Raw genomic sequence first — 9,481 nt, 5'->3', positions numbered from 1 at the left:
AACCCGGCCCGGGCCATCGGCATCTACAGCCGGTGCGGCAGCCTGGAGAGCGGCAAGTGGGCCAACGTGGTGCTGCTGGACCGGGAGCTGAACATCCGCCACATCATTTTCCAGGGCAAAATTGTAAAATAACAGCGAAATAGCACAAAAAAGGAGCCGTTTTCCCCGAAAATCGAGGGGGACGGCTCCTTTTTTGGCGAATTTAGGGATAAATTCCAGGGTGTTGTGAATAATGCCCTAAAAAAGAATGGTTACAATTATTTTTTATGTATACAGCATGAAAAAGCAAAAAGTAACCAAATGTCCATTGAAACCCTAGGAGTAATCAAGTATAATCTCCACACAATCCCAGTCAGGTCACGGCGCGGAGAGAGGGGGGAAAGCCCCTCCGCCGTTCCGGTTCGGGCGTGCGCGCCGCCCGGGGGCCCGGCTGGGAGCAACTATGTCACCAAAGAACTTTGAGAGGAAGGTTGACTGCATTGAAGTATACGCGTCGGGTCGTTTCCGGCCTGCTGAGCCTGGCCATGGTGGGCTCTCTCTGCACCGCTTGGCTGCCGTCCGCAGCCGCCGTTTCCACCCAGGAGGACTCCCTCCGTCAGGTGAGCCAGACCACCGGTTCCATTTCTCTGACCATTCGTTTCGCGCTGCCCCAGACGGCGGCTGAGGTGGCCAGGCGGGCCATCAAGCTCCAGCTGACCGACGGCAGCCAGAACAGCGCCATAATCAACCTTGAGACCGGGGAGGTGTCCGGCAGCGGCATCACCGCCGCCCAGGTCTCTGTGGAAAAGCAGAACACCCAGGGCGTGGCCATGACCACTGAGGAGCAGATCGGCAGCTACCAGGTGGTGCTCACCGGCCTGCCTGCGGATAAGGACACCGGCAAGGACTACACCCTGACCCTGACCGGCACGGGCTACGCCGCCTGCACTGCCCAAGTCACCCTTCAGGACTACTCCAAGCACGTGATTGTGTCCACGGACGACGGCACCTTCTCCCTGGGCGACCTGGACGGCAGCGGCGCTGTGGACAGCGCCGACCTGACCGCCATGGATGCCCAGCTGGGCCTGAACGGCGCCGGGAACGTCTGCGACCTCAACGGCGACGGGGTGGTGGACATCACCGACCTGTCCTACGTCAACAAGATGGTGGACATCACCGGCACGCCCAAGGTGCTGGACACTGCCGCCATTGTGTCCGCCACTGTGGAGCAGGAGGGCCTGACCGTCACCGACGGCAGCCTGGAGAGCCTGTTCACCGGGGAGAGCACCGTCACCGTGGCCCCTGCCGAGGGGGCCGAGGAGCTGTCCATCCCCATCACCCTGGACAAGCCCACTGAGATGAGCGAGATCTCCATCACCTCCCCCAGCACTGCCGGCGGCATCCAGGCTGGCACCGCTGAGGTGGTGTATCTGGACGAGGAGGGCCGCGAGCAGACCAAGACGGTGTCCTTTGACGTGACCGCCCCCGCCGGCACCCACGCCACCAGCCGCATCGCCGGCGAGAACGTGGTGACCATTGACCTGGGCATGAAGGTGCCCGTGAAGAAGGTCACCATCCAGGTGTCCAAGGTGGAGGGACAGACCGGCGACAAGCCCGCCTTCGCCACCGTCACCCAGATCGAGTTCCTCAAGGACATCGTGTCCGACGAGATCAAGGCGGACAACCAGGTGAAGGGCGTGGCCGCCACCGCCGGCGACGGCGAGATCACCCTGGTGTGGGAGGCCCTGCCCAACGTGACCGGCTACACCGTGGCCTACGGCACCGAAAAGGACCGCCTGGACCGCACCGCCGGCGCCAACACCAACCGGATCGTGATCTCCGACCTGGAGAACAGCAAGACCTACTACTTCCAGGTCACCGCTGTCAGCGGCGACTGGAGCGGAACCCCCTCCGCGGTGCTCTCCGCCATGCCCCTGCCCGCCGCTGTGCCCGGCGCCCCCTCCAACATCGTGGTGGAGAACGCCGACGGCGCCCTGCGCCTGTCCTGGGGCAAGACCAAGGACGCCACCTACTACCAGGTGTTCTATCGGGTGAAGGGCGCGGAGCAGTTCCAGGCCTGGGGGAGCAACACCGCCTCTCTGGGCGCGGTGATCACCGGCCTGACCAACGGCACCGAGTACGAGGTGGCCGTGAAGGCGGGCAACCTCCACGGCACCGGCCCCATGTCCGCCGTGGCTCTGGGCACGCCGGACAAGGAGGGCTTTGAGATGCCCGCCCTGCCCGAGACCAACCGGATCGACAACGGGGAGATTACCTCCATTGTCATGGCCACCCCCAGCAACGTGAACAAGGACCTGTGCCCCAACTTCAACGTGAAGACCGACCTGACCGACAACGACCCCAACACCTACTGGGTGGCGGCCACCTGGTGGGACAACAGCAACATCACCTACACCTTTGCCAGCACCCACGACATGAACTACCTGCTGCTGGTGCCCTACCTGGACGCCGCCTACAAGAACCGCATCGGCAACTACACCATCACCCTGAAGGGTGAGGACGGCCAGACCCTGGCCACCTACTACCGTGACGGCGCCAACATCACCGGCAGCAACTACTATATCTTCTCCTTCCCCGAGACCAAGGGGGTCAAGAGCGTGACCCTGGGCATGGGCGAGAAGACCGGCGGCCCCCGTGTGAGCATCTCCGAGATCGCCTTCTATGACAGCGACACCCTGGCCGACGACATCTCCGCCCTGTTCACCGACGGCGCCTTCACCCAGCTGCGGGGCGATGTGGAGCAGGCCGACATCACCGCCCTGCGGGAGCGCCTGTCCGCCCTGAGCAGCTTCTATATGGACCTGTCCCGGCTCAGCGACGAGCTGAACCTGGCCCAGGCCCTGCTGGACAAGGAGGACGACGCCCTGGGCCTGGTGAAAAACGACTTCCAGAGCCGCAGCACCGCCGCCGCCGCCGACAAGGCCGCCGGCCAGACCGCCAGCGACCTCCAGCCCCTGGGCATCACCGCCGCCGCCGGGGCCACCGTGGCCATCTACGCCGACCTGCCCGACGACGCCACCGTCTACGTGGTGCCCACCCAGTTCTACGGCGAGTCCGGCGTGTGGAAGGGCGCCCCTGTGGCCCTGAAGAACGGCCGCAACTACATCACCATTGAGAAGATCGGCAGCCTGAGCGCCACCCGGGGCGGCCCCCTGTACCTGACCTATGCCGGCAGCAATCCCGAGCAGATCAAGCTCCAGGTCCGGGTGCTGACCAACGCCTGGGAGATGCCCGTGCTGGAGCTGTCCAACTGGTACGCCCTGGGCGAGGACGCCCGCAAGGAGGCCATCGGCGCCTATGTGGACGCCCTGACCGCCTGGGTGGACGGCCTGTCCGCCAGCGGCCTGACCACCGACATCCGCAACGCCACCGAGATCTCCACCCCCAGCGTGCTCCTCTCCATCCCCGCCGACCAGGCCCTGGCCGGGCTCAAGGGCGTGAACCGGGACAGGGACGCCATGGTGAACGCCATGTACCAGAACATCCTGGCCTGGGAGGAGGAGCTCTTCATCGCCAACAAGGTCCAGGGAATCATTGACGCCAATACCGCCCTGACCGGCTACACCTATCCCATGACCACCCGCCAGAACATCCGCTACATGCGCATGTTCGCCGGCGCCTTCATGTACGCCGCCGGCAACCACGTGGGCGTGGAGTACGGCTCCACCGCCGCCCTGGTCCAGGGCAAGCCCACCTCCGCCACCGGCGAGGGCAACGCCAACGGCCTGTTCGGCTGGGGCATCGCCCACGAGATCGGCCACAACATGGACAAGCTGGGCAAGGCCGAGTGCACCAACAACATCTACTCCCTGGCCCTCCAGGCCTGGGACGGCGCCGCCATGACCCTGGATACCCGCCTCACTGCGGACGGCCGCTGGGCCCAGATCTTTGACAAGGTGGCTCAGGGCCGCCCCGGCGCCGCCAACAACGTGTTCGTCCAGCTGGGCATGTACTGGCAGCTCCACCTGGCCTATGACGGGGCCGACCAGCCTCTGGCCTTCTTCAACCAGTTCTTCAAGCTGTGGAAGAGCGGCGAGTACGGCAGCGGCTACACCTACGACGAGCGGGTGGCCCTCATCGCCTCCAAGGTGGCCGACCGGAACCTGACCGAGTTCTTCACCCGCTGGGGCATGACCCTCAGCGACGGCGTGAAGGACATCCTGGGCGGCTACACCGCCGAGGACCGCGCCATCTGGTACCTGAACGACGCCTCCCGCACCTACCGTCTGGCCAGCGGCCAGGCCGCTGACGGCGCCGCCACCGTGTCCGCCTCTGTCAGCGAGTCCAAGGTGACCCTGACCATCAGCCACACCGACAGCGCCAACATCCTGGGCTATGAGATCCGCCGCAACGGCAAGGCCATCGCCTTCACCACCGAGGCCTCCTATGTGGACGACCTGGGGGCCGCCAACAACCTGACCTACACCTACTCCGTGGTGCCTGTGGACAAGCTGGGCAACCTGGGCGCCGAGGCCCAGGCTGAGGAGGTCCTGGTGGCATACGACAAGACCATCAGCGCCGACCTGTACCAGGTGGAGCAGGGCGAGGGCACCCTCACCTTTACCATGAAGAACGCCGCCGCCGTGAACGTCACCGGCATCAAGGTCACCAATGAGAGCGAGATGAGCGGCGAGTACACCGTCACCGCCACGGTGCGGGTGACCGACGACCAGGAGCGGACCGAGGAGAAGAGCGTCACCGTCAAGACCGGCACCCTGACCGGCTCCGAGCTGGTGGCCTACTTCACCAAGCCCGGCGCCCAGCCCGACGACACCCGCATCTGGACCTACTCCGTGGTGTCCCTGACCGTCACCGGCGTGCCCGAGGGCGCCGCCGTGGAGCTGCTGGACTATCCCGGCGACCGGGTGGACTTCTACGAGGGCGCCACCGTGGGCATCCTGAAGAACGCCTACGGCGACATCCCCGCCGGCACCCTGGTGATCCTGGGCACCTACCGGGGCGACCCCGTGTACAACTACGTGGAGATCCAGGCCCGGTACAACACCACCCCCGAGGCGGGCGATGTGACCAGCGTGGAGCGGGCCATGAACGGCGAGCTGTACCTGCTGGCCGAGATCCCCGCCGACGGCGCGGTCAGCGACACCAGCGACGGCTTCTTCATCTTCGTGCCCGACATGGAGAAGGAGAAGGAGCTCAACAGCGCCTCCGGCGTCACCGACCGGTATCCCATTGAGATCCGCGCCGTGTTCTACCGCACCGACGACCCCAACAGCGCCGACAGCAAGCGCGTCACCAGCCAGACCCTGTGGATCAGCTTCCCCGACGGCGGCGACGATGAGCACCCGGTGGAGCTGCCCGAGATTGTACTGACCGGCAATGCCGGATAACGAGGGAGGATAAAAAAATCGTGCGCAAGACTTCCGTTTTGTCCCTGCTGCTGGCCCTGGCCATGGCAGTTTCCCTGCTGGCAGTCCCCGCCTCCGCCGCCTCCGGCGGCCCCCGGCTGGTGGTCTCCTCCGACAAGGAGGCCACCAGCCAGGAGGTGGGCTTCACCGGCCTGCCCGACGGCTGCCAGAGCCTGCAGGTGACCTTTGCGCTGTCCGAGGACAGCACGGTGTACGCCTTTGCCGCAGACAGCAGCGTGAGCGATATCCCCGGCGTGTACACCACCTTCAAGCAGGACGGCGCCAACGTGACCGTCTATGTCACCGCCAAGTCCGGCGCCCTGACGGCGGACGGGGCCCTGACCCTGGGCGTGATCTCCACCGCCGATACCCCCTTCACCGTGGTCAAGGCCTCTGACATGAAGACCCTGGACAGCGGCCTGGGGGAGACCACCTATCCCACTGTGGATGAGAACGGCGTCACCGGCGATGTGGTCACCACCTGGCCCGTCACCGTCAACGCCGCCGCCGGCGGCAAGGTGGGCGTCAGCCCCAGCCGCGCCCCCATCGGCATGAGCGTCACCCTGACCGTGCAGCCCCAGGAGGGCTACCGGCTGGAGAGCCTGACCGCCGTGGACGCCTCCGGCAAGGCCCTGGACCTGCGGGACAGAGGGGACGGCCGGTACACCTTCACCATGCCCGCCTCCGCTGTGACCGTCACCGCCTCCTTCCGGGGCGGCGAGGCCCCTGCTGGCCTGCCCTTCACCGATGTGGTGTCCGGCAGCTGGTACTATGACAGCGTGGCCTATGTCTACGAGAAGGGCCTTATGGGCGGCACCGGCGACGGCCTCTTCGCCCCCGACCTGACCACCACCCGCGGCATGATCGTCACCATTCTCTACCGTCTGGCGGGCAGCCCCGCCGCCACCGCCGCGGCCGGTTTTGCCGATGTGGCCGCCGGCGCCTGGTACGCCGACGCGGTGAACTGGGCCAACGCCAACGGCATCGTCACCGGCTACGGGGATGGCCGCTTCGGCCCTGAGGACACCATCACCCGGGAGCAGATGGCGGTCATTCTCTACCGCTACGCCCGCAGCCTGGGCAAGGACATGTCCGCCGCTGCCGACCTGTCCGCTTACACCGACGCCGCCGGCATCGGCGAATACGCGGTGGAGGCCGTGGGCTGGGCGGCGGCCAAGGGCCTGCTCACCGGCACCGACGCCGGGGCTCTGCTGCCCTCCGGTTCCGCCACCCGCTCCCAGGCCGCCGCGCTCCTCATGCGGTTCTGCGAGAACGTGCTCAAGTAAACAACATAAAAATCCCTTCCCCATGGCTATGGGGAAGGGATTTTTGCTGTTCAGAGCGGGACGGACTCACTCCGCCGGAGGCACGTCGATCTCCATGTCGCTGAGGGGGTAGGTGACACAGGGGTGGATGAAGCCGAACTTCCGGTCGGCCTCCCGGCGTCCATCCCGGCCCTCGGCCACCAGGAACTGGCCGCTCAGCCACTTGCTGTGGCAGTAGCCGCAGCCGCCGGCCCGGCACTTGTTGGGGGCGGGGATGCCCGCCCGCTCCATGGCGGTGAGCAGGGTCTCGTTCTCCCTGGCGTCCACGGTATAGGCCTCATCCCGGATGTGGACGGTGAGGCGGAAGGTGCGTGGGTTGTCCACCGCCCGGTCGCCGCAGAAGGTGGCGTCCTTGCGGATGGCCTTCACCGGCAGGCCGTAGGGGGCCAGCTCCTTGAGCACAAAGTCGTACATGGCCTTGGGGCCGCAGAGGAAGAAGGTCACGTCCCGGATGTCCACATACTTCTCCATCAGGGCGGCGGACACAAAGCCGTGTTCGTAGCCGGGTTTGTCCTCGTCGCTGAGGACGTAGATCACTCGCAGGCCCTTGGCGGCCAGGGCGTCCAGCTCCTGCTTGTAGGCGATGCGGGCCTCGTCCCGGGCGCCGTAGAACAGGGTCATCTCATAGTCCTCGTCCCCCTCGGCCATGCTCTTGGCCATGGAGAGGAAGGGGGTGATGCCCGTGCCGCCGGCCACGCAGACGATGCGCTTCTTGTCCCGCAGGGTCTCATAGTGGAACTCGCCGGAGGGCTCGGTCATGGTGAACCGGTCCCCCACGGACACCTGATTGTTCAGAAAGCCGGAGAAGAACCCGGCGTTCTCCACGCCCAGCACCAGCTTGTTCTCCAGGGCCTCCCGGGGACTGGAGGCGATGGAGTAGGGGCGGCTGACCAGGCTGCCGCCCACCTGGCCCCGGAGGGACACATACTGTCCCGCACGGAAAAAGGGGAAGGCGGTGGCGTCCACCCGTTTGAAGGTGAGCTCGGTCATGCCGGGGGTGAGGGGCCGCACGGCGGTCACTTCCACCGCCATCTCGCCGGGGTGGAGGGCCTTGGCCAGCTGGTTGGTGCGGTAGGAGGTGGGCAGGGGGGTGTCCGGGCCGTTGGCCAGGGCCTCCCGCCGGTTGGGCACCAGCTTGGTAAACCGGAGCATATCCATAAAGCCGAAGATCTGTCGCTTGAATTTCATGTTACTTCCCCTCCCGCTTGAGATCGCCCACCGTCTGGCGGCCGGACAGGTCGCCGGAGACGTAGGCGCTGGAATAGCCGCTGGAGCGCATGGCGTAGCCGCCGGCGAACCGGAGGCCGGGGGAGAGGGCGGCGTCCTCCTTCAGCATCATCATGCGGGGCATGAGGCTGTCCCAGTCCGCGGTCTCGTAGCCGTAGATAACGCCCTGGGGATGGCCGCAGTACCGGGCGTAGGTGGTGGGGGAGGCCACTGCGATCTCCTCGATGGCGTCCCGGATCTTGCAGCCGGTCTCCCGCTCAAAGACCCGGATCATATCGTCGGCCACCCTGTCCTTGGCCTTGAAGTAGTCGGTCTCGGACACGTTGCCCCAGTCGTCCGACATGATCAGGGTGGTGAAGTACATCATGCAGGTGCCCTCGGGGGAACAGGCGGGGTAGGCGTTGTTGAGGCAGACGGTGGCCTGGACGTGGTTGGTGTCCACCTTCCGCATCAGGTCGTACTGCCTGACTGTGTCGGCGGTGTCGTAGATAAAGTAGTTGTGGCTCTTGATGCCCAGCTCCTCCGCCGACTTGTTCAGACCCAGGAACAGGCTGAAACCCCGGCCGGCAAAGGTGCGGGCGTTGGTAGCCCGGACCATCTGCTCGGTGACCGACTTCTTCTCCAGCATCTTGCCGAACACCAGATGGGGGGAGCAGTTGGCGATGACATGGCGGGTGGCGATCTCGGTGCCGTCGGTGAGTCGGACGCCCCGGATGGCGTTGTTGTCGTCGGTGAGAATGGTCTGGGCCTCCGAGTGGTACCAGATATGGCCTCCCAGCTCCCGGATGCGCTGGTCCATGGCCAGGCTGATCTCGTGGGAGCGCATCTTAGGCATCCAGGCGTCCCGGGTGATGTAACGGATGACCATGGAGCCGTAGTGCAGGAAGCTCATGCGGTCGCAGTCCACGCCCAGGTAGCACCAGTAGGCGTTGAGGATATCCCGGGCCTTCTGAGGCATCTTCAGGGACTCCAGCACCTGGTTGACCGAGTAGCTGCCCGCCTTGATGAAGTTGGGGAAGTGGGACTTCATATAGTCGGAGTCGGTGTTGCCGTTGACCGAGTTGGAGTAGGTCTGGGCGTCCCGCACCTCATTGCACAGGTCAAAGAAGTCGGTCATGGACTTGCGGGAGCCGGGGACATACTGCTCCATCTTGTTGATGAAGGCCTCCACGCCGAAGGGCATCTCGCAGTCGTACTGCTTGTCGGTGGTGATGAGGTGGTAGGCCTCGGGGATGCGGATCCAGTCGATCTTGTCCTCCACGCCCAGATCCCGGAACAGGGTGCGGATGTCGCCGGGGGCCTGGGGAGAGCCGAAATCGTTGAGCTCGTGGAGGCTGGCCTCAAACTCAAAGCGGCCCCGCTTGAAGCTGGTGGCGAAGCCGCCGGGCAGATTGTGCTTCTCCAGCAGCAGGCAGGAATACCCGCCCTGGAGCACCCGGATGGCGGCGGTGAGGCCGCCGTTGCCGGCGCCGATAACCACCACGTCATAGTGCTTGACACTCTGTTTATCCATGAAAACCTCCTGTATCCGGCGGTGCGCAGTCCGCCCGGTGCCGGACGGGC

General features: G+C 65.4%; 4 protein-coding genes. 2 read left to right on the top strand and 2 right to left on the bottom strand.

What is annotated here, in order from left to right; genetic code table 11:
- Nucleotides 1–479 precede the first annotated feature (479 nt).
- Together Q0K23_RS09660 and Q0K23_RS09655 are read left to right on the top strand one after the other, a co-directional pair.
- Nucleotides 480–5,348: a M60 family metallopeptidase gene (locus Q0K23_RS09660; protein WP_294521356.1), complete on the top strand. Its 4,869-nt coding sequence runs from the start codon at nucleotides 480–482 to the stop codon at nucleotides 5,346–5,348.
- A 20-nt stretch (nucleotides 5,349–5,368) separates the two neighbouring features.
- Nucleotides 5,369–6,652 (top strand): S-layer homology domain-containing protein, encoded by a 1,284-nt coding sequence (locus Q0K23_RS09655; protein WP_294521353.1) that lies wholly within the window; start codon nucleotides 5,369–5,371, stop codon nucleotides 6,650–6,652.
- Nucleotides 6,653–6,718: 66 nt separating this feature from the next.
- Here the strand turns inward: Q0K23_RS09655 and Q0K23_RS09650 are convergent, their stop codons facing one another.
- Together Q0K23_RS09650 and Q0K23_RS09645 are read right to left on the bottom strand one after the other, a co-directional pair.
- Nucleotides 6,719–7,879 carry an iron-sulfur cluster-binding domain-containing protein gene (locus Q0K23_RS09650; protein ID WP_294521350.1) on the bottom strand — a complete coding sequence of 387 codons (1,161 nt, stop codon included), beginning with the start codon at nucleotides 7,877–7,879 and terminating at the stop codon, nucleotides 6,719–6,721.
- 1 nt (nucleotide 7,880) lies between these two features.
- Complete coding sequence (locus tag Q0K23_RS09645; RefSeq protein ID WP_294521348.1) at nucleotides 7,881–9,431, bottom strand: NAD(P)/FAD-dependent oxidoreductase; 1,551 nt, start codon at nucleotides 9,429–9,431, stop codon at nucleotides 7,881–7,883.
- Nucleotides 9,432–9,481 lie beyond the last annotated feature (50 nt).

It is taken from the genome of uncultured Pseudoflavonifractor sp., from assembly GCF_944387275.1.
GTDB classification, from domain to species: domain Bacteria; phylum Bacillota; class Clostridia; order Oscillospirales; family Oscillospiraceae; genus Pseudoflavonifractor; species Pseudoflavonifractor intestinihominis.
The sequence above is the reverse complement of the archived record's forward strand: the minus strand, read 5'-3'. Positions and strand labels throughout refer to the sequence as shown.